Below are 23,477 nucleotides of genomic sequence, written 5' to 3'. Positions count from 1 at the left end.
TCACAGTTGTAACTATAACCAATTTCCAAATGAAATGTAATAGCATGTAGTCGGTATTTTCAAAGTTGATTAATTTATATATGGATTTATTTTCAGACGACCTCTGAAACCTGACACCCCGTTACCCGATATCGCCGCCAAAATCGGCTACTAAAACTAAAGCCTTTGTTTTAAAAAAAATCGTCTGAAATTTTATATCATCAGGCTGATGCTTTAAAAACAGCAACGACCGCATTTCAGACTCGATAATATTGTTAACAATATCCAATTTTCGGCAGCACAAAATAAGGCATGACAAGATAGGCTGCTTCATCCATTTTGACTTTATATAGTGGATTAACTTTAAACCAGTACGGCGTTACCTCACCTTGCCGTACTATCTGTACTGTCTGCGGCTTCGTCGCCTTGTCCTGATTTAAAGTTAATCCACTATAAAATATGAAAAAGGTCATCTGAAAACCCATGTTTCAGGTTTTCAGACGACCTTTTTTAAGCCTCATTGTTTACCGTTCGGCGGCGCTGCTTCTTTCGGCTTGCTCTTCTGCCGCCTCATACGCTTCCACAATTTTCTGTACCAGCGGATGGCGGACGACATCTTCGCTGGTGAAGGTGTGGAAATACAGCCCTTCCACGTCGCGCAGTTTTTCGCGGGCATCTTTCAGGCCGGATTTGACGTTGCGCGGGAGGTCGATTTGGCTGATGTCGCCGGTGATGACGGCTTTCGCGCCGAAGCCGATGCGGGTCAGGAACATTTTCATCTGTTCGGGCGTGGTGTTTTGCGCTTCGTCCAGAATCACATACGCGCCGTTGAGCGTGCGCCCGCGCATGTAGGCGAGCGGGGCGATTTCAATCAAGCCTTTTTCCATCAGTTTGGTCACGCGGTCGAAGCCCATCAGATCGTAGAGCGCGTCGTAGAGCGGGCGCAGGTAGGGGTCGACTTTTTGCGCCAAATCGCCGGGCAGGAAGCCGAGTTTTTCGCCTGCTTCGACAGCGGGGCGGACGAGGACGATGCGCTCGATTTGGTGTTTTTCCATGGCATCGACGGCTGCGGCGACGGCGAGATAGGTTTTGCCCGTACCCGCGGGGCCCAACCCGAAGACGACGTCGTGGTTTAACAAGGCGCGGATGTAGCCGTTTTGGCGCGGGGTGCGCCCACCTATACTGCCGCGTTTGGTGCGGAAATAATATTGTTGGTCGTGATGCTTTTCTTCGTGTTTGTTGTCAGCGGTTTTGGCTTCGACGGCGGCGAGGCGGATGGCGTTGTCGTCCAGATCACCTTGTTCGGCGGCTTCGGCGAGCGCGAGCAAGGCGCGGCGGCCGGCATGGGCGAGTTCGCCCATGAAGGTGAAGTGTTCGAAGCGGCGGCTGATTTTGATATCGAGGGCTTTGCCCAAGGCTTCGAGGTTGCCGTCAAGCGCGCCGCAGAGGCGTTGGAGGACGGTGTTGTCGATGTCTTCGAATTGAAGATGGACGGTATGGGTCATGTGCTGGTTTCCATGATGATTAAAGGTCGTCTGAAAGGTGCGGGATGCTTTTCAGACGACCTTTCGGTGTTATTTGTTTTGCGCTTGTTCGCGAAGCTCGCGGCGCAGGATTTTGCCGACGTTGGACTTGGGCAGTTCGTCACGGAACTCGATGTCTTTCGGCACTTTATAAGCAGTCAGCTCGGTACGGCAGAATTCGATGAGTTCTTCTTTGGTCAGGCTCGGGTCTTTTTTGACGACGAAGACTTTGAGGGCTTCGCCTGTTTTTTCGTTGGGCACGCCGATACAGGCGACTTCCATGACTTTATCATTGTGCGAAATAACTTCTTCGATTTCGTTCGGATAAACGTTGAAGCCGGAAACGACGATGAGGTCTTTTTTGCGGTCAACCAGTTTCAGCCAGCCTTTTTCGTCCATCACGGCGATGTCGCCGGTTTCCAAAAAGCCGCGCGCGTCTATGGTTTTGGCGGTTTCTTCGGGGCGGTTCCAATAGCCTTTCATCACTTGCGGGCCGCGCACCCAAAGCTCGCCCGGCTGTCCGACGGAGACTTCTTTGCCGTCCGCATCGCGCAATTCGACTTCGGTGGAGGGAACGGGCAATCCGATGCCGCCGCTGTATGCTTCGATATTGAGCGGGTTGCAGCACACGCCGGGACTGGCTTCGGTCAGGCCGTAAGCTTCGACGATGGGTGTGCCGGTGATTTTTTTCCATTTTTCTGCGACGGCTTTTTGAGTCGCCATGCCGCCGCCCAAAGTCAGGCGCAGGTTGGAGAAATCGACGGTGGCGAAATCGGGTTGGTTAACCATGCCGTTAAACAAGGTATTCACGCCGATGAAGACGCTGATGCTTTCTTTTTTAAGCTCGCCGATAAAGCCCTTCATATCGCGCGGGTTGGTAATCAGGATGATTTTGGAACCGGTATTGGCGAAAATCATCAGGTTCACCGTCAGGGCAAAGATGTGGTAAAGCGGCAGCGCGGCGATGACGGTTTCTTTGCCTTCGCGCAGTTGGAATTTAATCCATTCTTTCGCCTGAAGCATATTGGCGCAGATGTTGCCGTGGCTGAGGATTGCGCCTTTTGCCACGCCGGTCGTGCCGCCCGTGTATTGCAGCAGCGCGGTGTCTTCGCGGGTTAGGGTAACGGGGCGGAAGGTATGTGCCGCACCTTCTTTCAGGGTCGTCTGAAAAGGGATAGCACCGGAAATGCGGTATTCGGGCACCATTTTTTTGATTTTACGCAGCACGAAATTCATCAGCGTGCCTTTGAAGAAGCCGAACATTTCTCCGACAGAGGCGACGATGACGTGTTTGATTTGCGTGCGCGGCAACACCAGCTCCAGCGTGTTGGCAAAATTTTCCAAAACAATGATGGTGGTCGCGCCGCTGTCTTTCAACTGATGCTCCAGCTCGCGCGGGGTGTAGAGCGGATTGGTGTTCACCGCCACCAGCCCCGCCTGCAGGATGCCGAAAAGCGCAATCGGGTATTGCAGCAGGTTGGGCAGCATAATCGCCACGCGCTCGCCGCGCGGCAGCTTCAGAACGTTTTGCAGATAGGAGGCAAAATCTTCCGCCAGCTTGCCGACTTCGGCGTAAGTGAGCGTTTTGCCCATGTTTTGAAACGCGGGTTGGTGCGCAAATTTTTCAACGCTTTGACGGAATACGTCGCTGATGGAGCTGTATTGCGTGATGTCGATTTCGGCATTGACGCCTTGTTCATAGCTGTTGAGCCAGAGTTTTTCCATATAAATAATCTTGTTTCGTTGGTTTTATGGTTGTCTTGAGGTCGTCTGAAAAAGCAGGAGCAAACCTGCCGCAGTAGTTTTCAGACGACCTTTTGTGTTTTTTAATCAAGCGGTAATAATGACGGGTTTGTCGGTGGACATGATAATGCCGCCGCCCAAGCAGACATCGCCGTCGTACAGCACGGCGGATTGACCGGGCGTTACCGCCCATTGCGGTTCATCGAACACCAGCTCGACCGTGTCATCATCGAGATAACGCAATTCACACGGCGCGTCCGCCATGCGGTAGCGGGTTTTGCAGGTGTAGCGCCCTTCTTTCGGGCGTTCGGGCAGCGTGAAACTCAAATCGTTCATAACAAGGCTGCGGGTATAGAGCAGCGGATGGTCATGACCTTGTACGACGATGAGTTCGTTTTTCATCAAATCCTTCGCGGCGACAAACCACGGTTCGCCCGCGCCGCCGATGCCCAATCCTTTGCGCTGCCCGAGCGTGTAGAACATCAGCCCGACGTGTTCGCCGACGGTTTTCCCTTCGGGCGTGACCATTTTGCCGTTGTTGGTCGGCAGGTATTTTTGCAGGAACTCGCGGAACGGACGTTCGCCGATGAAACAGATGCCGGTACTGTCTTTTTTGGCGGCAGTCGGCAAATTGAATTCGGCGGCAAGGCGGCGGACTTCAGGTTTTTCCAAATCGCCCAACGGAAAAATCGCGCGCTCGAGTTGGAAAGGTTTGAGGCGGTAGAGGAAATAGCTTTGGTCTTTGTTTTGATCCAAACCTTTGAGCAGGTAATGCACGCCGTTACGGACTTCTTTGCGCGCATAGTGTCCGGTGGCAATGGTATCCGCGCCCTGCTCTATGGCGTAGTCCAAAAAGCATTTGAATTTGATTTCGGCGTTGCACAACACATCCGGATTCGGCGTGCGCCCCGCGCTGTATTCTTTGAGGAAATAAGCGAATACGTTGTCTTTGTATTGGGCGGCAAAATTGACGATGTCGATGTCGATACCGATGATGTCGGCGACGGCAATGGCATCGAAAGAGTCTTGCTTGATGCTGCAATATTCGTCATTGTCGTCGTCCTCCCAGTTTTGCATAAACACACCGCGCACTTGATAACCCTGCTGTTTGAGCAAGGCGGCGGTTACGGAGGAATCGACACCGCCGGAGAGCCCGACGATGATGTTTGAAGGTTGTTGAGTAATGTCCATGAAGGGGATATGGGTAGGAAACAGCAGTTTTTAAAGGCGGATTTTAGCACATTTTGATGAAGGGATAAGGAAGCCCGCCCAATAAGGCTGATGGGGCTTGAAAGATGTTTTATTGTATAGTGGATTAAATTTAAACCAGTACGGCGTTGCCTCGCCTTAGCTCAAAGAGAACGATTCTCTAAGGTGCTGAAGCACCAAGTGAATCGGTTCCGTACTATTTGTACTGTCTGCGGCTTCGTCGCCTTGTCCTGATTTAAATTTAATCCACTATAAATTCAAGAAATTAAATGATATTTAATAGAAAAAAGCCGTCTGAAACCGCTACCGTCGGTTTTCAGACGGCCTTTTGCTTATTCGGATGCGTCGGCTGCTTTTTCTTTTTGTCGGGTGAATACATCGCCCTTCCTATAAGCATTGCGCTTTCCGTGCAAACTGTAATACTCGACAAGCTGTCCGTTTCTCCGCACGAAATATCCGCGGTCTTTTTCATATTTCGGACAATGCGTGTACCAAGAATCGTCGCCTTCGCTGCAATAGCTCAAATACAGTTTGCCGCGTTTGACATAGCCTTTTACCTTGCCGCTGCCGCCCGGGCCGTTCGAACGGCCTTCATTCCACTCTCCGGAAATAATGTATTTTGGTGATTGCTTAATATTAAAATATTTACCGTAGATACCATCTTCCAGTTCTTGCTCATACCCCCAATTTCCAGAAAAATCAGCGGCTAATGCTTGACCTGCAAACCATAATGCACACGCTGCAAGAATATATTTCTTCATTTTAGCCTCATCGTTCAATCAATAATAAACAGATGGCATTTTATGACGAAGCAGAATATGTGTCTATCACAAAAGGTCGTCTGAAATGACAGTTTCAGACGACCTTTTTTTATCTCATTACAATAATTTGCATTATCGTTTCAGACGGCCTCAATCCAAAATCTTGCCGACAATTTCGCCCACATCTTTCGACAAGCCTTCCTGCGCCCGAATTCGCTGCAATTCTTGTTTCACCAAGTTTTTGCGGTGCGGTTCGAGCTTGTCGCAGAGATTGAACGCCTGCACTAAGCGGGCGGCGACCTGCGGGTTAAAGCGGTCGATTTCGATGACTTTGTCGGCGATGAAGCGGTAGCCGCTGCCGTCTTGCGCGTAGAAATGCGGGACGTTGCGGCTGAAGCTGCCGATGAGCGAGCGGGCTTTGTTGGGGTTTTCGAGGCTGAATTTCGGATGCTGCAAGGCGGTTTGAACCTGTTGCAGGGTGTCGCTGCGGCGGCTTGAGCCGACGAGGGCGAAATATTTGTCCATCACCAGCGCGTCGTCTGAAAACTTGTCGGCAAACTGCGTCAGCAGGCGGTTGCGCGTATCGCTTTCGTTGCCGTTGACGGCGGACAGGATGCCCCATTCGTGGGTCATGTTTTGCGCCATTTCGCCGTATTTTTCGGCAACGGTTTCGATGTGTGCGGGGTCGGCGCGCAGGACGAAGGCGCGGCAGACGTTGCGCAACGTGCGCCAGCCGGCGGCTTCTGGGCTGTATTCATAGCTTTGATTTTCCTGCTTCGCCGCCTGACGGTTCAATTCGTGCCATTTCGGCAGGAAGTGGGCGGCAAGCGTGTCCAACAAGGCTTCGCGCGCCTGATGGTAGCGCAGCGGGTCGATGTTTTCCGCGCCGTCCCACAGTTCGGCCTCGGACGGCACACCCAAAAGCAGGGCTTTGAAGGCGTTGTCCAAGAGGTCGTCTGAAATGACTTTTTCAACGGCGGCAAGCAGTTTTTCGTGTTTCGGCAACTCGACGCCGTCTGAAAGCGCGGCAAGGTTGGCGGCGACGGCGCGGCGGTAGAGCGTTTGGGCGGCTTCCCAGCGCGTGAAGGCGTCGCTGTCGTGGGCGAGCAGGAGCAGCAGGTCGTCGTCGCTGTACGGATAGTTCAGATGCACCGGCGCGCTGAACCCGCGCAGCAGCGAGGGAACAACAGCTTCGGTTACGCCTTCGAGCGGGAAGGTCTGTTCGGCTTCGGTCAGCAGCAACACGGCTTCGGTTGCGCGTTTGCCCTGATAATCGAATGCCACCGCTTCGCCGTTGCGGTTCAGCAGTCCGATTTTGACCGGAATCATCATCGGCTGCTTGTCCGCCATATCGGGCGTAGGCGGCACGGTTTGTTTGATGGTCAACTCGAAAATATTGTTTTTCAGACGACCTTCCGCTTCCAAAACGGGCGTTCCCGCCTGGCTGTACCACAAGGCGAACTGGTCGAGATTGATGCCGTTCGCGTCCGCCATCGCCGCACGGAAATCGTCGCAGGTAACGGCCTGCCCGTCGTGGCGTTGGAAATAGAGCTTCATGCCTTTCTGGAAACCCTCTTCGCCGAGCAGGGTGTGATACATCCGCACCACTTCCGCGCCTTTTTCATAAACGGTCATGGTGTAAAAATTGTTCATCTCCTCATAGCTGGCGGGGCGCACCGGATGCGCGGTCGGGCCTGCGTCTTCGGGAAACTGGTGCTGGCGCAGCAGGCGGATGTTTTCGATGCGGCGCACGGCGCGGCTGGCGCGGTCGCCGGAAAATTCTTGGTCGCGGAACACGGTCAGCCCTTCTTTCAGCGAAAGCTGGAACCAGTCGCGGCAGGTTACGCGGTTGCCCGTCCAGTTGTGGAAATATTCGTGTCCGACCACGGATTCGATACCTTCGAAATCGGTATCGGTGGCGGTGCGGCTGTCGGCAAGGACAAACTTGGTGTTAAAAATGTTCAAACCCTTGTTTTCCATCGCGCCCATATTGAAATCGCCCACGGCGACGACCATGAAAATATCCAAGTCGTATTCCAGACCGAAGCGCGTTTCGTCCCACTTCATCGCGTTTTTCAAGGATTCCACGGCAAAGCCGACCTTGGGCTTGTCCGCATCGGTGGTGTAAAACTCGATTTTGACGTTTCTGCCGCTCATGGTGGTGAAACGGTCTTCCGTTACCGCCAAATCGCCCGCGACCAAAGCAAACAGATAGCTCGGTTTGGCAAACGGGTCTTCCCATTTCACCCAATGGCGGCCGTCTGAAAACTCGCCGCCGTCGATTTTGTTGCCGTTGGAAAGCAAAACGGGATAGCGTTTTTTGTCGGCGACGATGGTGGTGGTGAACTTGGACATCACATCCGGACGGTCGATGTAAAATGTGATTTTGCGGAAGCCCTCCGGCTCGCACTGGGTAAACAAATTGCCGCCGGAAGCATACAGCCCCATCAGCGATTTGTTTTCCGCCGGCAGGATTTCGGTTTCCACTTCGACGGTGAAGCGTTCGGACGGCACGCCCGCAATCGTCAGCGTCTCTCCTTCCAACACATAATCCGCCGCCGCCCCGTTGATTTTGACGGACAAAAGTTTCGCCGAACCGTCCAACACCAGCGGCTCCCCCACCCTCTGCGGCTCGACCGTCAAACGGGATTTCACGACGGTTTGCGGTTCGGCAATGTCGAAATGCAGGTCGGTTTCGAGAATGCGGTAGGCAGGCGTTTGGTAATCTTTCAGATAATGGACGGTTTTGCTCATGGTTTTGCTTTCGGATAAGGAATCAATTAAAGAATTTAAAAAGAGATAGAGTGGATAACCTTCATCGGACAGCGTCGCTGCGCCTTGTCCTGATTGCCGTCATCCACTATTGGGTCGTCTGAAAATGCAATATTAACAAAATAACAAACTTCGCACCCATCATCCCACAAAAATACCTTTTATCCAATATTTCATGCCACAAAGTCAGGTGCCGCCCCGTCTTTCATTTACGCTGTTAGAATACCCCCTTCGACAATGAACGGCTGAACCTTTACCGACATTCCCGTTCCAATCCGTCAGGTTTTGATTATCTTTGAGGTGTGATAAATATGTCTTCCAAACCTTTGCTCCTTTTGTGTTCCACATTGACTGCCTTGTTATGCGCCTGCAGCGCGGGTGACAAAACGGCAGAAGCAAGCGCATCCGGAGCTTCCAATGCGTCGGCAGCCGCAGCTTCCCAAGCCCCGGCACAAGCCGCCGCTTCCGAGGCTGCATCAGCCTCCGCGCCTTCCGCCACACAAAATCTGACCGGCTTGGAACAGGCAAAATGGCAAACCTACCGCTGCAAAGACAACGGCAGCGTGACCGTCCGCTATTTCAAAACAGAGGACGGTGCCGCGGCGCAAGTGCGCTTTAAAGGCGCTGAATTTGTCGCGCCTTTCAGCCCCGAAATGAGCAACGAAGACTTGAACGCATTTAGCGACGGTCAATACACATGGACAATCGGCAACTTTACGGAAACCGATTTCTACAAGGAAGACGGCGGTTTTCTGGTTCATCACGAATCCTCGGAAGAAATGCCTGACAACATGACGGACAACCTGCTGCTGCAAGAATGCGCCCCGTCCCAATAGCATTGCTGCTTTGGCAAAAGCCTACAACTATAGTGGATTAAATTTAAATCAGGACAAGGCGAGGCAACGCCGTACTGGTTTAAAGTTAATCCACTATATCTCCTCGCAATACACGCCATACACACTAAAAGGTCGTCTGAAAACCTCAAATCGAGATTTTCAGACGACCTTTTCTTTTGCCTATTTAGAACGTGTGTTTCAACGTAGCGGTCAGGCTGCGCGGCGTGCCGTAAACGTGGATATCGGGCATGGTGCGGTAGCGTTTGTTGAACACGTTTTCAAAGTCCAAACCGATTTGGGTGGATTTGCCGATTTTGTAATGCGCGGTCAAGTCCAGCGTAGCGTATGGGCGTTGGGTTAAGGCTGCGGCGGCAGCCGGGTTGATATCAGCGGGATATTCGTCCAGCGTATGGCTGCGGCTTTGCCAGTTGACGTTTGCGCCCAAGTTCAAACGGTCGGTTACGTCGTACGCCGTGAAGAGTTTGAACAAATGAACGGGATAAGACGGATGCAGTTGCTTGCCTTCGCTGTCTTTGATTTTGGAACGCGCATAGGAAGCATTAAGCAGCCATCTGTCGCTCAAGCGTCCACCGACGGCGAGCTCCCAGCCCTTAGTCGTCGTTTTATCAGCAGAGCGGTAGTATTCTTCACCGTTTGGCAATCTACCCGCATAAACGCCCAAATGGTCGCGTTTGTTCATAAACACAGACGCAGAAGCATTCAGACGACCGTCAAACCATGAGCCTTTCAAACCGGTCTCGTAAGTTTTACCGCGTTGCGGCTCGAGCGATGCGCCGTCTTTAGTCAGGTAACGCACTTGCGGACGGAAGATGGTGGTGTACGACGCGTAGGCAGTTAAGTTTTCACCAATATCGAGGGTTGCACCCAGATAAGGAATGAAAACTTTTTGTTTGTGGCTGCTGTAAGCGAATTTGTTGCGGTTGGTGCTGTAACGGTACCGCCAATCCACAAAACGTGCGCCACCGATCAGGGCGAATCGGTCAGTCAGTTTGAAACGGGTTGAGCCGTAAACCGACAGGTTTTTCATATTGGTAAAACCGTCGCGCAAATACGGCATATCGGGCTGTGCAACATTGCCGTCAAATTGGCGCAAATCAGGAATAATCGATTCGCCTTCCTGATAGAAAGACAGGTTTTCTCGGTTGCCCTGATAGCTGATACCTGCATTAAATTCATGCGAACGACCCAACGCCGGATAGTCGCCGTCCAAAGTCAACGAGAAATCTTGATCGCGGTATTTGCTGCGGTCGCGGTCTGAAGTGAAAAGCGCAGAGTAGTCGGGATTGATTTCGTATGTACCGGCAATGCCTGAAACAATATCGCTTTTACCTGTCAGATAGCTGTAATCGCCCGTCAGCTTCCAGCCGTTGGCAAATTCATGACTGAGAGAAGTGAATACTTCGGCACTGTTGTCTTTGCCGTATGCCCAGCGTGCGGATGAATTGTTGCGCGGTGAAGATTCAAACGGCTTGAATCCGTCTTTGCGATTTCCCGCTACGGTCAGATAGCTGAAACGCGAGCTGCCCTTATTGCGGAAACGATGTAGCTCCGTACCGACGCGCCATTGGGTTTGCGGCGTGAGATCGTAAGACAGAATGCCGTAGAAAGTGTGATTGTGACGCGATGTGTTCGGCAGGTAATCGCCGCCGTGATCGCTGACCAAAATGGAGCGTCCGCGCAAGGTATTGTCTGCATTTAAAGGATGATTGGCATCAAGGACGAAGCGGTAGTGGTTCCAAGAACCGACACCGGCTTCCACGCTGACGGCAGGTTTGGCAGTCGGTTTTTTGCGTTCCAAAGCGACCGTACCGCCCGGTTCGCCCATACCGCCGTTAGACAAGCCGCTTGCGCCGCGCACGACGACGACTTGTTCGTACAACGTGCTGTCCAGATTGTTGGTGCCGCGGCGTATGGCTTTACCGTCGTAAAGGAACTTGGGCGCACCGTCCACGGAGATGCTGTCAATCGCCTGACTGCGCGAAATAAACTGGCTGTGACCGGATACGTTGTTGCCCATTTTGCTGTGGAACACGCCCGGCGTTTGTTTCAACACGTCCTGCAAGGTATCCAAACCTTGGTCGTCCATTTGTTTTTCGGTAACGACAGACAAAGACTGCGGCGTTTCGCGCTGAGTCAGGCGGATGCCTGTCGCAGCGGAGGAAGCCGGAATGGTGTAGTTGTTGGTCGTCTGTTTGCCGATGCCCTTTACTTGTACGGTAGGCAAATCAACCTGCTCAACCCCATCCCCTGCCCCGAAGGAATAGGCGGATAAAAGTGCCGCAGCAACGGCAACCGGCAAACGTGCCGGACGAAATTTAGATAATGGCATGGTGTCTCCTAATTATTCAGCCGTCCGAATGGCGGCGGAGCTCAAAGCCTCCTTACGCAAATCGGCAGTAAAAGGCTTTTTTTATGTCGTAAAATGAGAATTTTTATCAAATTTCCGTAATAAGATGAAATAAAGCGGTCGGAGTATATTGAACAGTCGAAAAAGAATCAAATAATTTACATCTTATCCAATACGTCATTTCCATCTGTATTGATTTCTGCCTTTCATTTTTTATCAAACGAACCCGACAGCCGCAAAAAAGGTCGTCTGAAAATTTTCAGACGACCTTTGGCTGATTTATGCGAAAAATAAAACCGTTGTATCAATTTTCTAAATTCAATTTAAGTGGCAGCGGTCGGATATTCGGTCGGATATTCGGTTCGTAAATTTCAAAATCGACAGTTTCCTATCATCCATATCCTAACTTGCATCCACATGAAGTCTATATTTGCCACAATGACGACATTGAAAAAGATAACCTGCCATGTCGCCATCTCGACTGAGACATTCCTCCAAAATATCACGGTCAAATCCATCCGAAAGCTCATAATCTGCCAAAATAGCTTCTTTTTCGGGCATCTTATTCAGTTCATCCATTCCCACATGATCAATAAAATTACAGAAATCATCACAACAAGCTAACCAATATTCTCCCTGCCAACTGCTATAACCCGGCGTGGTACGGAAAAAGTTTTTAACCCGTTCCGGATCACTGACCATTTCAGATTCCGCATCTTGAATATAATCACCATCAAACTTATCTGCCGCAGCGCCACTGGCTACACAATCCAAACAAAGACAATCAACCTCCTCTGTCGTATACATACTATCCAAATAAAGATCAGGAACACAGCCGCAAACCTGACAAACAAGACCGTCTTGATTGCGCTCAATTGGACCAAATTCCAGTTGATAAATATTCGGATGATAAGGAAATTTAACGTGGCTCATGATTTCAGATCTTTAATTTTAGGTTAAAACAGCCTAACTTGAAGCTTTTCCCCAAGTTTTCTTGGCAAATACGGTACTGTAAGCAAAGTGTGCAACTCTCTACATAATTTGGATTTTACACTGTTTCAGATAACAGGCGATCCAACATGGCGTCTTCTGATTACTCAATCAATTTTAAAAAACCCGACAGCCGCAAAAAAGGTCGTCTGAAAAGTTTCAGACGACCTTTGGATTAGCTATTTGAAAGACAAATCTGTTGAATCAATTTTCCAAATTCAATTTAACTGCCTGCGGTCGGTTATTCGGTTCGTAAATTTCAAAATCGACAACCTTCTGCTGCTCATCCCAACGCAATTGACGGGAAGGGCTGGAATGTTTTGCCAAAACGCTTTCTAAAGCAGCGCGGCGTTTACCGGCGGGCAGTCGGTATAACTCTAAAGCGGCTTGGAATGCGCGTTGCTGCATGGCGGTATCTTGTAGGCGAAGGACGTAGGGGTCGTAGCTAGGAAGAGCAATAGCGTAAAGGATACAGCCGACACTATTACCCATACACGCCCATTTTTTAGCGAATGTCTGGTTTATCTCTTGCGAAGGCATCCATTGCACCTTAGTGTCATTTTTCAAAATAGCCATTTTTTCCGGTTTGCAGTAGGCAGCGAGGTAAGGCGAGTTGTGGGCTAATGTATGTTCTGCATCCACATTAGGACGCAATAAAAAAGAAAGCATTATGTCGGCATCCCACATTTCACCATTACCCAATGCCATCGACTCCTGTAACTCACCGAATGCCAGCATCCCCTGTAAAAAAAATAAACCTTGATTTGTAGACTCCAATTTCCGTAGTAAATTGCCGTTTAACCGAAACTCTTCTTGAACTGCCAAGCAAATATTTTGTTCCTCTACTGTCAGAACATCAAACATCCCGTCACATTCGGCAGGCAGACGGTTTGCCCACTCGGGTTTTTCGTACAGCATTTGCGCGGCAAGGTCGGTATTCCTTCGGATGACGGCATTCCCTATCATGGCGTAAATCAACTCCGGGTCATTATTCAGCATACCGCGACCCGTCTTGATGTTTCGGCAAACGTGCTTCCATGCCTCAGCTTCCCGACCTTCCACCCAATCAAGTGCGGCAGGTTTTCTACCGTATGTCACGAATTGCAGATTTGGAAGCGGTTTATTAGCAATATCATAATCATCATTAGGCCAGTCTCTTGAAACAAAAATATCGTAGTCAGCAAGCCTGTCTACATTGGCTAACAGTTCGGCGTATTTTTCCACCACGGCTTTCGCTTTCGGCAAGTCGGCACGCACTTCAGCCAAGCACTCTGCCGCCGTTGTGCCGCATGCCAATGATTCGTCACCGTACTCAGGGACAATAAGCCGCCTGCCTTGCAATTCTTGATTCTGTTTGAGGATATCTTGGTTTTTATTACCTTGAATGTCGCTCCCGAAACGCTTCATCAAGTCGGCGCGGTCGGCATCATTTTTCGTGCGGAATTCCAGCAGCCACAAGGCATCTATGCCGTTTTTCAAAGATGGCGACGGGGTGGACTGAATGGAAAGCAGCGCCAAATCCGCTTGCGCGGCTTGGATTTCGCGCTGTTTCAAATAATAGGGAACGATGTAGAAGATGACCGCTACGACAAGCAGCAGGATGACCAGCGTCCAAAGCAAGTATTTCCAGAAACATTTCATGATGTTTTTATAGAGTCAGGCAAAATAAGGCGATTATACTGTGTATCGGCTTTATTTTTTGCATTTGCCATATAAAAAGGGTCGGATATCAATACCCGACCCTTTTATCTTTTCAGACGACCTTTTAACTCCCCAACCTTACATCAATATGTTGTCTGAAACCTACTCTATCCCCGCCCATTTGTGCGTCTGCACGCTCAACTGCCAATGTACGGGCGCGTCGGGGCGGCTGTTTAAGATACCGATTTGGCGGATGGTGTCGTAGATGTTCATCGCGCCGTCTTGTTCGCAGGGCGAAAGGTAGTAATGGCGTGCGCAGATTTTGCGTTCCATGTTTTCGCAGAACGCAACGACATCACCGTCCGCCACAATGCGCACTTCGTCGGCTTCGGCGATGCAGTTCGTTTCGTATTTGTCGGCGTAGCAGGCTTTGGGGCTGGTAGCGACGTAGTCGATTTGCGGCGGCGCAGGCTTGAGTCCGTTGGTTTCGATACAGAGGAAATAGCCTTCCACCTTGAGCGCGTCCAGCAGCGTATCGAGATGCGGCTGTATGGTCGGCTCGCCGCCGGTGATGATGATATTGCGGGCAGTATAGGTTTTCAGACGACCTAAGATGTCGGACAGGCTCATCATACCGAATTTTAAATAATCGGTATCACACCAGCCGCACGCCAGATTGCATTTGCCCAAACGGACGAAAACGGCAGACATACCCGTATTCCAGCCCTCGCCTTGCAGGCTCTCGAAAATTTCAACGATGCGGTATTGCGGATTTTCGGGGGCGACGCTGATTTTTTTCATACCGCCAACACCGCTGCCGCCGCCAGCATCGCGGGCAAACCTTGTTTGACGAGTATGCCTTTGTTGCCGGAAGAGAACGCGCCCCATGCGGCGGCAATCAAGACGAAGCCGAGAAACAGAATCGTCGCGCTGTAAACGGCATTGTCCGGCGCGGCAAACCGAGACCACACCAGCCCGATGCCGAGAAAGCCGTTATACAGCCCTTGGTTGCTGAACAGGGTCTGCACGCGCTTTTGTTCCATAAATTCATAAGGCAGTTTGAACATTTCCGCCACCTTTTCGCTGGGAATCTGCGTCATTTCAAGCCAGGCGATGTAGAAATGTTCGGCGGCGACGAGGAGGACTAAGAGGGTGGAGAGGAGTTTCATGGGTATTCCTTTAAAGAATCTAGGTTATTGAAATTTTTTTGAAAACCAAAGTGCGGTTTATTTAGCAGACCGCTTCAATACAAACAAAATAAGCAAAAACGGCAGCAAAACAATGGCACCCATCATAAAGAATTCCGGATATATCCGCTTGCTGTCTGCAAACTCTTTTGACAAGGCGGCTTCATCCGTTCCGCTTCCAATCGTCAATTCATTACCGCCATAATGAAGCGTTCCGCCGGCAACGGCATAATATCTGTCATTCAAAACCAATATCTTGAGATTCTCCGCATACAGCGTTTCACCATGATATTCCGCACAGACTCTACTCATACCCATGCGGCAGTCTGCGTTAATAACCTCTTTGCCGCCGACAATGCGCACACTCGGGTCATAAGCCTTGCCTGTAATTTTGACTTCGGCAGCGTTTAACCGTATTTCCCGACTGCGGATATTACCGACGGTCAGGTCGAATCCGATAAATATCGAGGACACTGTTGCCAATATGCAAAGCGAGCAGAAAACCGCCAACACACCGTCAAACCATTTTCCAAACAGCAAGCCGCTTATCCGCATCTCCCCTACTCCCCTTCATACTCCGCACACGATGTCGGCGTTTCCCACAATTTCACGCTGCACACTTTCAGCCCCGCGTTTTGCAAACGGTCATACATTTCGACCGCCATATTTTCGGCAGTGGTGCGGCAGGGCAGGCACAGGGTTTTCATGTTCCAGCCTTCCAAGAGCGCGGCGATTTGGCATTCGCGCTCGTTCCCGCCGTTGTAGATAAACGCGTGGTCGAAAGGGTCGGTAATGTGTTTTTTCACAATGGCTTTGAGGTCGGTGAAATCCATCACCATGCCGTCTTTCGCGCCACCCCGTATGGGGTCGTCTGAAACGGTGATTTCGAGTTTGTAGGTATGCCCGTGCAGGTTTTGGCATTTGCCGTCATGCCCGTCGAGCATGTGTGAAGAGTCAAAGGTGAATATCTTGGTAATTTTCATGGTGGGTACTTTAAATCGGTAAATAGCCCTGAAAGCCCATTTCGGCAGGCTTGCCGTGCGGATTCGGGGTCAGGCGGATGGTGTGATTGCCGATGCGGTCGAGCCGGAGCAGGTTGTCCACGTCTTTTAAGTTATCTTTATGCCGCTGGACATGGTCGGTCAACAGGGTTTGCAGGGCTTTTTGTTTAGCTTCGGCAGGCGTGGCGGCAACGAACAGTCCGAAAGCGTGCTCCTCGGCAAGCTGCCCCGCGCGATAACCGCCGACATTGACGAAATACAGGTGCGGAGCGTTTTCAGACGACCTCTTTGGTTCGGCGGTATCGGGTACGTCGACATCGTAACCGTCCGCCCATTCGACAATCTGCCAGCCGTCGATGTGGATTTTGTCCGTGTCGCCGAACCATGCGGCTTTGAGCGCGGGGATGGCTTCGCGGTAATCGTCGCACACGGCAAATTGGATGTCGTGCACTTCGATATTGGAACGGCCTGCGTTACCGCCGAGATAGAACATATAAAGTTTGGGCATCTTCGTCCTGATGAATTTTTGAAATTTGGGAACCTGCCGTCCTCCGCCTGCTTACCCGCCCAATTTCCGGCTCAAACTTTCCGTATATTCCTCGCGTTCGGCGCGGCTGGTTTCGGGGAGGTGGGTGTTGAGGGACGACCATTTCCACCTGCTGCGCGCTTTGTTGAGTTCGGACGGAAGTTTGTCCGGCGTCCAGGGCGCTTTGCGGCTGTGCAACTCGACTTGCGATTGCGCCGCGTGGCCGCGCGTTTGCAGGATGTGGAGCAAATCGAGGGCGCGGGCGGCGAGCAGGGTCAGGGTTTCGGGATCGGTGTGCAGGGTTTGGCGGCCGGTGAGCTTGTCGGAAATAGTACGGGTATTGGGCAGGATGCCGCCCAAAAAGCCGCCGATTGCCGTCCCCAATCCGAGCGAACCGCCGAGCGTGGCGATGTCCAGCCCCAAGCCGATGAGCGCACCGGTTGCCGCGCCCGTGCCGGTACGGATGCCGTATTCTTTGAGTAACTCGCTGTCGAACGGATCTTGATGAAAGGCTTTGGGCACCCAGTCGCCGCTGTCGATTTCGCTGTGGTAGAAGCGGTAGAGGCCAAACAGCCGCTGCTGCATCTGCCGTTCGAGCTGGCGTATTTCTGCCTGCATGGTTTGCAGAACGGGCGCGGGGTCGTCGTTTTCGTCAATTTCCTGCGTGAAGGCGGCAACGTCGAGCAGGAAACCTGCGATTTCGTGTCGCGCTTCTTTATCCAAACGCGTCCATTCTCGGCGGCGGGAGGCGGTCAGGCGGTCGATGATGTCGTGTTGCGGCAGCATGGTGGCGAGCTTGTTCCAAAGGTTCAATTCGCCTTCAAAATCGAATGCGACGGTGTCGAACCCTGCGAAAACGTGCAGGTTGCGGCGCGCCAGCATGGTCGTCCACGCTTCGGGAAGCTGTCCGCCGGTAAAGTTGAACACGGGCATGACCGGTTTGGCGCACCATGAAAGAATGGTCAATTCATCCCGATATTTGTCGAGGACGGGTTCGCGCGCGTCGATGACGTACAACGCCATATCGCTTTGCAAAAGCTGCCGCAGCACTTTGGCTTCTTGGTTGAAATCGTGATGCGCTCCATCGCTGTCGAGAAACTGTTGCAGCCGCTCGATGCCGTCGGCGCGTGCGTCCGTATGGGTTTCAAGCCAGTCCAAAACACCGCCCGCGTCTTCGAGTCCGGGCGTGTCGTACAGATACAGCAGCGTATCGACGCCGTCGGTAATCGCGGCTTCTTCGACATGGCGCGTAGTGGACGGGGCGTTTTTGACTTCGCCAAAGCCGCTGTCGCGCAACAGGGTACGCAGGAGCGAGGTTTTGCCGGTATTGGTATGCCCGACGACGGCGAGGGAAAGGGGGTGTTTATTCATGATGTTTTTGAAGAATGGATTTTCAGACGACCTTTTTCAGGATGGCGGCTTTATGGGGCGTTTCAAGTGCGGTCATTGCTTTTCAGACGACCTTCCTGCGCCGCCTTGTCAGGTTCCAGCCATGCCACGTCGCACTCTGCCAGCGCATTGCGCCAGTGGTTCAATGTTTCGGACAGGTCGTCTGAAAGCGTCCGCTCCGTCAAAAGCTGTACCACCGCGCCGCCCTGCGCCGCTTCGGAGAGTCGGACAATCTGCCGCAACACGCCGCGGTCGGGGACGGTTTCCGCGCGTACGCCGATGAGGAGCTGGGCAGGTTTCTGTTTCAATTCAGCCTCCAAAGCGGCAACCTCTTCCCGATTCGCCGCCACGCCTTTATCCAGCCATTCCTGCGCCAGCCTGCCCGTAAACCATGTACCTTCGTGCCATTCGGTTTCCAGCATGACTGCCCACTTGGGCGCGTCGTTTAAGGTAATTTTCGGGGAAACGGCGGACACGGTTTCCCGACGCGTATCTGCATCGACGATTTTATTCTGCCAACGGCGGATGACTGCCTGATAATAAGGCTTCTCCAAATCCAGCTTGCTTTGGCTTGTTTTTAAAAAGATTTTACATACCGCCCAAGCCAGCAGGCGCGGCAGGATGCCGTAGCAGGCAATGCTGCCGACCAACAAGCCCGACCACGCGCGCGCATCGGCGATGTTGCCGTTCAGACGACCTTCGATCACCGCCCGCGCATCGGGGGCAGGGAAACCGAGTTTCGACGGCAGCCACGCCAACATTTCCACCGCGCGTACCGAAGCGGTATTGCTCAACAGCGTGCTTTCCCAGTTGAACGTATATTGGCGAACCAAAAGCAGCAGCAATACCGACACCAGCATCCCGCTCAGGGTGCAGAGCCATAGACTGTGTGAAGTCGCACCGGCGATCCAACGCGCCGAAGGCTGCCGCCATTCGTCCGCATACAGCCGAAACACCGCCTGATTAACGGGATCTTTACCCCGAAACCACGTCGCCGGACTGCTGAAAAACCGTCCTACTTTTACGCGCAGGAACAGCGATGCCAGCCATACCGCCAACATCAGCGTATTCATACCCAACACGCCCGCCAAAATCAGGAAGAAATTCAGCCCTTGGCTGTCCATCAGAAGGTAAGTACCTGAAAAGCCGGTGCTGAACATCGCCGCAGCCGCCACGATCCACAACCAAAACGACCCGGTACGCACTTGCTCCAAGGTATGCCGAAGACGGAGGTCTCTGTCTATCATCTCCGCGCGGCGGATGATTTTACCTTCCGCGCCGCCCTCAACATGACGCAACGCCTCCGTCGCCTGCACGGGATCGCCGGCAAAAATATAGCCGCCCTCTTCCAAAATACGGACAAGTTCGGCGAGTTTTCGGGATGGGTTCAACATAAAAAGGTCGTCTGAAAGGGATAGTGAAAACGCAAAGATTTTATCACAGCCCTTTTCAGACGACCTTTGTATTTTAAATATGCGGCTCAGGCAAACCGTTTATCTTAAGGTTGCCGCTATTCCCCGTCTTGGAAAATCACGTCGTTTTCAAACCGCGCCATATTGTGCAGCCCGTCGGTCAGGGCAATACCTTTCAGTTCGTGGCGGCGAACCAAGTCCAACACGGCTTCCTTACCGGAAACGGGATGGCAGCCGGCAGGCCCCATGTGTTGGAAACGGTCGGTGTAAAAGACATATAAATAACCGTCCCGCGCGTAAAGCCCGCCGTCTTTGCGGTTTATCCCGACAAAAAGCGGCTGCTCCGCCAATTGGTTCCAAACAATATATTTCACGGATTTCGCCAAATCCGCCGAATATTTTTCCACCAGCCCGATCAGCAACACATTCTCCTGCGGCGTGTTGCCGGCAAAAAAGTCCAGCAATTCGTCATCTTCGACATTCGTGAACTGCTTGAACAATTCTTCCGCACGCGCGGGTGCAACCTTATAGGGATTGGAAAAACCGATGATGGCAATTGGGTGAAATTGCAGCGGCAGCTTGGCATCGCTACCGATGGACAAAGCATCCATCTTCTCTCTGGAAGCCGCCATGCTGCCCGCGCCGTTCACGCGCATCAGCCAAGAAAGCGCGCATTCAAAATGCTCGCCATCCTGCCCTCTGTATTCCATCAGTTGAATGCCCAGCGAGTGTGCGACACGCAAGACATTGTTCAGATTGTTGAACTGGTCCGCCTTATCCAACGCACCGACCAAACCGATACCGTCTAAAGCGCCGTCCTGCCCGTCTGAAAAAGCACGCGCGGCTTCATAGGTTTCAAACAGATATAAAACCGTCCGCCCGTCTTTCAGACGACCTATGTAAGGGGTGCCCGTCCCTTCCGACACATCCGCCTGCATGGCAGACAGCGGCACATACACTTTATCTTTCGCATAAATCGCCCGCGCCGCGCCCTCGCTTTTTTCCTGCGCGGAAAGTTTGCGCGGCTCTTGTGCCGTTTCGTCGGACGGCTTGTTCCCAAAAATTTTCGACAAAATACTCATTCGGTTTTCCTTAATGTATTGGTATGCGCCCGCCTGACTGCGTTTCTGCGCAATAGAACGGCGCGCAAGATTTTATCACAGCCTTTTTCAGACGACTTGCATTATCCCTAAGATACCGTCCATAATAGCTTTATGCATTAAGCAAGGAAAAACAATGATTATCCGAACCACAACGTTATCCCTACTCACCCTGCTCACCCTCTTCCCGACCGTTGCCGCCGCGAACGACGAACCGCCCGCCGACGGTGACACTTGGGTGGACCACCGCCACAAAGTCGTTTCCAAACGCTTGGACAAATGGTCCAACCGCATCGACGACTGGTTTGGCGAACCCGATCCCGACCACCCTGCCGACGCCAACCTGCGCGTCATGCTCGATACCGAATGGAACCCTGACGACAAGTTTACCGTGACGCCCCGCGTACGGGGTCGTCTGAAACTGCCGACTTTGGAGAAAAAAGTCCATGTAATTTTCGGTGACGACTCTTTGGACGACGAGTTGAAACACGAGGCCAATGCCTACCGCAACCGTACCAATACCAACGGCAGGATATTCGACGCATCCCAAAGCCGCGACAACAACGCCTCCCTTGCCGTCCGCTGGACCGAAGCATTCGCGAAACAGCGCACCGATACCGACTTCGATATCGGTATCCGCTCCGGCAGCGACCTCTTCGCCCGCGCCAAAAGCTCGAGCAATTGGCAACTGACCGACCACATCGACACCAGCTTGGAACAAATCTACCGTTACGGCATCAAGAGCAAACACCATGTCCGTACCAACTGGGAAACGCGTTACATCCCCGACGAAAAAAGCTTTATCGCCAATCAGGCGCACCTGCAATACGAACACGATAAAACCGAAGACTGGACATGGGGCAACAGCCTCTTCCGCCAACACAATCTTGGCAAACACCGCCACGTCAACTACGGCGTGTACACCGGTGGCGATATTGAAAAACGCAAAGCCGCCCTCAATACCTACGGTCCGTTTACCACCTACCGCCAGCCGATTTGGCGCAACTGGCTGTTTACCCAAACCGAGGTCAACTACTACAACAACCGCAAGGAAAACCAAAAACACCGCGTCGGCGCGCTGTTAAGGATTGAAGCCTTGTTCTGATGCAAAAAGGTCGTCTGAAAGCCTGTTAACGGATCCAACCCCGTCAATACAGCTTTCAGACGACCTTTTTTCTCAAAATTTTTTCAAACTTTCTCAATCGGATGATTCTTTCGAACCTTCTTCCCTGCCATTGAAATACTCCGCCGCACCGCCATCGAAAAAGCCCTGCAAAATCGCTTGCGCCGCCACTTGGTCGAGCACCGCCTTCTGTTTGCGCCCGAACACCTGCGCTTCGGCAAGCAGGCTTTCGGCGTATAGCGAAGACATCCGTTCATCCACCCAATATATGGGCAGGTTAAAACGCCCGTGTAGGCGGCGGCCGAATTTGCGGCTGAGGCGGGTCAACTCGTGTTCCGTGCCATCAGCGTGAGTCGGCAGTCCGACGACCAGATGCTTGGGCTGCCATTCCCGTATCAGCTTGGCGATGGCGTTGAATTTCTCGTCGTTGCTGTTGCCGGTAACCGTCGCCAAAGGATGCGACAAGCCAAGCTCCGCATCGCCCTGCGCCACGCCGATACGCGCCTCGCCGAAATCAAACGCCAAAACCGTCCCTGCCGGCACCTTATGCATGACCGGCTCCACATACGAGCGCATCGGGTTGGATACCCAGTTTGGCAAACGCGGCGGCGTAGCGGTGTTCATAAGGCATATCGAACAAAATATGTTCGTCCGCCTTCACTGTCAGCCAGACATTGTCCGCCAGCTCGCGTTCAAGCTGCCCTTTGCTCCAGCTCGAATAGCCTATGCTGATTAAAATCTTATCCACCGCGCCCTGACGCGATAAGTTTTCAATCACATCGCGCGAAGAAGTCAGGGCAATGTCGTCTGAAACAATCATACTGTTTTGCCAGTTGCCCACGGGCGTATGCACGACATAACCGCGGTCAATCTGTACCGGCCCGCCCATCATGACGTGTTCGTGCTGCATCCGCAAAGGGATATTGCGGTCAGACGCCGCAAAAATCATATCCATCGTAATCGGCGACGGTTTATTGATGATGATGCCCAACGCGCCCTCTTCGTTGTGTTCGCACACATAAATCACCGAATTTTCAAAAAACGGATCATCCATATCGGGCATGGCAATCAAGAAATGGTCGGTTAGGTTCATATCGCTCGTCTTTTATTTGGTCGGCACAGGCGCATCCACGACGCACGCACCGTAAATCTGTTTGCCTTCCGCACCGGCAATTTGCTGCACATCCGCTTTAGCACCGCCAAAACACGACACCGCGCTCAAAGAGTTCTTCGGCGAACCCTGAACAATTTTGTCGCTGTAAATCAGATACGCAAACGCCTTACGCTTAGGATCGTAATAACGGATAATCTGCTGGCTCTTAAACGCCAAACTCGCACTGCGTTTAAACACTTCCCGCGGCTTGGCGACGGCTTGCTCGTTATAACGGATGACATCCGCCGTCTGCACGCACGACACGGAAGCATCGCTCGCATCCTCCTCCAAATTCACTGTCTCTTTCAAACCGCCTTTCTTCGCATAAGAAATATAACAGGCAACCCCTTGCACATCAGGATCGTCAAAACCCTCAACTTCAATACGGTCATTTTTCCCCAGCATATGAAAAACAGTGCTGGCACGTCCGATTTTGTCGGTATCGTTACCGCAGGAAGCAAGAAGCAGGGCGCAAAGCGCAGGCAGAATGATTTTGTTCATGTAAATAAGAAACCTTTGAGGGTTGAAAATAAAGAAGCTAACACCGTAGCTCCTACTATATAAGACCGCTTGTTCAGATTGCAAGCATCGGAAAGACCCAAATACCCAATTGAATCCCATCACCGACTGCAAGCCTTCTCAAAACAAACCCTATCCCCTTCATTCCTTAGTACATTCAAGGTTCACAAAGAGAATCCGTATCGATCGCCAAGATCGTCAAGTTTACGGACTGAGCTTTGGCTGCAAACAAAAAAGGTCGTCTG

The 23,477-nt window shown here is 52.0% G+C and carries 21 protein-coding genes; 2 read left to right on the top strand and 19 right to left on the bottom strand.

Features of this window, described 5'->3' with window-relative positions:
* Positions 1 to 503 precede the first annotated feature (503 nt).
* The 5 genes from ACMYUL_RS10240 to pepN all read right to left on the bottom strand — a co-directional run bounded on the left by ACMYUL_RS10240 (position 504) and on the right by pepN (position 7,969).
* Positions 504 to 1,484, bottom strand: coding sequence for a PhoH family protein (locus tag ACMYUL_RS10240; RefSeq protein ID WP_415770365.1), 981 nt, complete (start codon positions 1,482 to 1,484; stop codon positions 504 to 506).
* A gap of 69 nt (positions 1,485 to 1,553) precedes the next feature.
* Positions 1,554 to 3,227, bottom strand: coding sequence for an AMP-binding protein (locus tag ACMYUL_RS10235; RefSeq protein WP_415770363.1), 1,674 nt, complete (start codon positions 3,225 to 3,227; stop codon positions 1,554 to 1,556).
* Positions 3,228 to 3,332: 105 nt separating this feature from the next.
* Positions 3,333 to 4,436 carry a tRNA 2-thiouridine(34) synthase MnmA gene (mnmA, locus tag ACMYUL_RS10230; protein ID WP_342030901.1) on the bottom strand — a complete coding sequence of 368 codons (1,104 nt, stop codon included), beginning with the start codon at positions 4,434 to 4,436 and terminating at the stop codon, positions 3,333 to 3,335.
* A 350-nt stretch (positions 4,437 to 4,786) separates the two neighbouring features.
* Positions 4,787 to 5,215 carry a hypothetical protein gene (locus tag ACMYUL_RS10225; protein ID WP_003764307.1) on the bottom strand — a complete coding sequence of 143 codons (429 nt, stop codon included), beginning with the start codon at positions 5,213 to 5,215 and terminating at the stop codon, positions 4,787 to 4,789.
* A gap of 150 nt (positions 5,216 to 5,365) precedes the next feature.
* Positions 5,366 to 7,969 (bottom strand): aminopeptidase N, encoded by a 2,604-nt coding sequence (gene pepN, locus ACMYUL_RS10220; protein WP_415770360.1) that lies wholly within the window; start codon positions 7,967 to 7,969, stop codon positions 5,366 to 5,368.
* A 329-nt stretch (positions 7,970 to 8,298) separates the two neighbouring features.
* On the opposite strand from pepN, the gene ACMYUL_RS10215 reads away from it, so the two are divergent.
* Positions 8,299 to 8,823 (top strand): hypothetical protein, encoded by a 525-nt coding sequence (locus ACMYUL_RS10215; RefSeq protein WP_415770358.1) that lies wholly within the window; start codon positions 8,299 to 8,301, stop codon positions 8,821 to 8,823.
* A gap of 184 nt (positions 8,824 to 9,007) precedes the next feature.
* Here the strand turns inward: ACMYUL_RS10215 and ACMYUL_RS10210 are convergent, their stop codons facing one another.
* The 11 genes from ACMYUL_RS10210 to ACMYUL_RS10160 form a co-directional block, all read right to left on the bottom strand.
* Entirely contained in the window at positions 9,008 to 11,173 is a 2,166-nt protein-coding gene (locus ACMYUL_RS10210; RefSeq protein ID WP_415770356.1) for a TonB-dependent siderophore receptor, read from the bottom strand.
* A 420-nt stretch (positions 11,174 to 11,593) separates the two neighbouring features.
* The gene (locus ACMYUL_RS10205; RefSeq protein WP_415770354.1) at positions 11,594 to 12,124 is read right to left on the bottom strand and encodes a CbrC family protein; all 531 of its coding nucleotides are present in this window, start codon (positions 12,122 to 12,124) and stop codon (positions 11,594 to 11,596) included.
* Between the two features lie 261 nt (positions 12,125 to 12,385).
* On the bottom strand, positions 12,386 to 13,822 hold the full coding sequence (locus ACMYUL_RS10200; RefSeq protein WP_415770352.1) for a hypothetical protein: 1,437 nt from the start codon (positions 13,820 to 13,822) through the stop codon (positions 12,386 to 12,388).
* A 162-nt stretch (positions 13,823 to 13,984) separates the two neighbouring features.
* Positions 13,985 to 14,623 carry a 7-carboxy-7-deazaguanine synthase QueE gene (locus ACMYUL_RS10195; protein ID WP_342030894.1) on the bottom strand — a complete coding sequence of 213 codons (639 nt, stop codon included), beginning with the start codon at positions 14,621 to 14,623 and terminating at the stop codon, positions 13,985 to 13,987.
* Complete coding sequence (locus tag ACMYUL_RS10190; RefSeq protein ID WP_415770350.1) at positions 14,620 to 14,991, bottom strand: DUF1304 domain-containing protein; 372 nt, start codon at positions 14,989 to 14,991, stop codon at positions 14,620 to 14,622. Before ACMYUL_RS10190 ends, ACMYUL_RS10195 begins: the two co-directional genes overlap by 4 nt.
* Before the next feature lie 57 nt (positions 14,992 to 15,048).
* Positions 15,049 to 15,564, bottom strand: a complete 516-nt coding sequence (locus ACMYUL_RS10185; RefSeq protein WP_415770348.1) for a hypothetical protein — start codon at positions 15,562 to 15,564, stop codon at positions 15,049 to 15,051.
* Positions 15,565 to 15,569: 5 nt separating this feature from the next.
* Complete coding sequence (queD, locus tag ACMYUL_RS10180; protein WP_415770346.1) at positions 15,570 to 15,992, bottom strand: 6-carboxytetrahydropterin synthase QueD; 423 nt, start codon at positions 15,990 to 15,992, stop codon at positions 15,570 to 15,572.
* A gap of 10 nt (positions 15,993 to 16,002) precedes the next feature.
* Positions 16,003 to 16,518, bottom strand: coding sequence for a DUF1543 domain-containing protein (locus ACMYUL_RS10175; protein WP_070514609.1), 516 nt, complete (start codon positions 16,516 to 16,518; stop codon positions 16,003 to 16,005).
* A 51-nt stretch (positions 16,519 to 16,569) separates the two neighbouring features.
* Entirely contained in the window at positions 16,570 to 17,907 is a 1,338-nt protein-coding gene (locus ACMYUL_RS10170) for a DUF3482 domain-containing protein (RefSeq protein ID WP_107842210.1), read from the bottom strand.
* A gap of 62 nt (positions 17,908 to 17,969) precedes the next feature.
* The gene (locus ACMYUL_RS10165; protein ID WP_415770344.1) at positions 17,970 to 19,319 is read right to left on the bottom strand and encodes a DUF2868 domain-containing protein; all 1,350 of its coding nucleotides are present in this window, start codon (positions 19,317 to 19,319) and stop codon (positions 17,970 to 17,972) included.
* A 116-nt stretch (positions 19,320 to 19,435) separates the two neighbouring features.
* Positions 19,436 to 20,419 carry a hypothetical protein gene (locus tag ACMYUL_RS10160; protein ID WP_415770342.1) on the bottom strand — a complete coding sequence of 328 codons (984 nt, stop codon included), beginning with the start codon at positions 20,417 to 20,419 and terminating at the stop codon, positions 19,436 to 19,438.
* A gap of 154 nt (positions 20,420 to 20,573) precedes the next feature.
* Between ACMYUL_RS10160 and ACMYUL_RS10155 the strand changes: the two genes are divergently transcribed.
* The gene (locus ACMYUL_RS10155; RefSeq protein WP_415770340.1) at positions 20,574 to 21,542 is read left to right on the top strand and encodes a hypothetical protein; all 969 of its coding nucleotides are present in this window, start codon (positions 20,574 to 20,576) and stop codon (positions 21,540 to 21,542) included.
* 93 nt (positions 21,543 to 21,635) lie between these two features.
* Here the strand turns inward: ACMYUL_RS10155 and ruvX are convergent, their stop codons facing one another.
* Genes ruvX through ACMYUL_RS10140 form a run of 3 tightly spaced genes read right to left on the bottom strand, consistent with a single transcriptional unit; the run spans position 21,636 to position 23,214 of the window.
* Positions 21,636 to 22,112, bottom strand: coding sequence for a Holliday junction resolvase RuvX (gene ruvX, locus ACMYUL_RS10150; RefSeq protein ID WP_415770338.1), 477 nt, complete (start codon positions 22,110 to 22,112; stop codon positions 21,636 to 21,638).
* Positions 22,105 to 22,653 (bottom strand): YqgE/AlgH family protein, encoded by a 549-nt coding sequence (locus tag ACMYUL_RS10145; RefSeq protein WP_070514621.1) that lies wholly within the window; start codon positions 22,651 to 22,653, stop codon positions 22,105 to 22,107. The genes ruvX and ACMYUL_RS10145 overlap by 8 nt, the downstream gene beginning before the upstream one ends.
* Positions 22,654 to 22,665: 12 nt before the next feature.
* Positions 22,666 to 23,214 carry a CreA family protein gene (locus ACMYUL_RS10140; protein ID WP_415770335.1) on the bottom strand — a complete coding sequence of 183 codons (549 nt, stop codon included), beginning with the start codon at positions 23,212 to 23,214 and terminating at the stop codon, positions 22,666 to 22,668.
* Positions 23,215 to 23,477 lie beyond the last annotated feature (263 nt).

Source organism: Neisseria sp. CP9, assembly GCF_047758525.1.
Lineage (GTDB): Bacteria > Pseudomonadota > Gammaproteobacteria > Burkholderiales > Neisseriaceae > Neisseria.
This window is presented reverse-complemented; position numbering and strand designations above follow the sequence as displayed.